This window comes from Arcobacter sp. (assembly GCF_050300555.1).
Classification (GTDB): Bacteria; Campylobacterota; Campylobacteria; order Campylobacterales; family Arcobacteraceae; genus Arcobacter.
In genome coordinates this window covers 1-601 of record NZ_JBNKXY010000241.1, presented here as the reverse complement: position 1 = coordinate 601, position 601 = coordinate 1, and the positions used below count along the sequence as shown (strand labels likewise).

At 37.9% G+C, this 601-nt stretch carries 1 protein-coding gene; it reads left to right on the top strand.

Annotated elements, in window-relative coordinates; all coding sequences use genetic code 11:
- Nucleotides 1-371 (top strand): hypothetical protein (locus ACQY5W_RS13350; protein WP_428025459.1); only part of this gene is annotated, 371 nt, incomplete at its 5' end.
- Nucleotides 372-601: the final 230 nt, after the last annotated feature.

Below are 601 nucleotides of genomic sequence, written 5' to 3'. Positions count from 1 at the left end.
ATGAGAATTCTGAGTCAAAAAGTGATGAGGTGGCATTCATAGCTATCAAGGGCAAAACCTCATCAAGCAAGTCACTCTTCCCCAAGCTCTCAAAGCATACATGCCTCATGGCAAAGGAAGGTAGAAAAAAGATAAAATCCAATACCCCTTCCTCTCCCAAGTATGTCACTAGTGATGAAGATACTCTTTCTAGTGATAATTATGATTCTAGTGATGATGATAACCCTCTTCCAAGTGAACTTATAAAAAATCCTAATGCTATGATCAAAGGTCTTATGAAGCAAGTTGGAGCTAGGGATGAGCTTCTTGAGCAACAAGAAGAATTGCTTGTTCAAGAAAAAAAATTAACGAAGAACTCAAGAAGCTCCTAGCACTTGAAAAGAGTAAGGTTGAGAAGCTTGATCAAGAACTTGCTCGAAGCAAGGAGACTACATGTAGTCTCAAGAACTCAATTAGTGCTCTTTAAGTTCAACATGATGTCTTACAAAAGACACATCAAGATCTTGAAGTGCAATTTGATGCTCTTTGATCAAGCACCTCTAAAACATCAAGTGATCCTAAAGCTCCCAAAGCTTCTACAAGTAAAGGTTGTGAAATATGT